Raw genomic sequence first — 346 nt, forward strand, 5'->3', positions numbered from 1 at the left:
GGCATTGGCCAGCCGCCATACCGACATCACGCCAGAGCAAGTGGTCGACAAGCCGGTGCAGCTGACGCTGTGGCGCAACGGCGAGCTGGTCAAACGGGTACAGGGCATCGCCAGTGCCTTTAGCCAAGGTGACATTGGTCATCACTTTACCCGCTACCGCTTAACCCTGGTGCCTGCTTTATATCGCCTGTCGCTTCGCCAAAACAGTCGCACCTTCCAGCACCAAACCGTGCCGACTATTCTAGAAACCCTGCTCACGGAAATGGGGGTGACGGAGGTTAGCTTCTCGCTAACCCGTGACTATGCCGAACGTGAATACTGTGTGCAGCATCGAGAAAGCGACCTA

The 346-nt window shown here is 56.9% G+C and carries 1 protein-coding gene; it reads left to right on the plus strand.

Annotated features, from left to right (window positions below):
• Window positions 1-346, plus strand: a 346-nt coding sequence (locus BZG25_RS15790) for a contractile injection system protein, VgrG/Pvc8 family (RefSeq protein ID WP_256363601.1), incomplete at both ends; no start/stop codon positions are given.

Source organism: Salinivibrio sp. ML198, from assembly GCF_001996015.1.
Taxonomy (GTDB): domain Bacteria; phylum Pseudomonadota; class Gammaproteobacteria; order Enterobacterales; family Vibrionaceae; genus Salinivibrio; species Salinivibrio siamensis.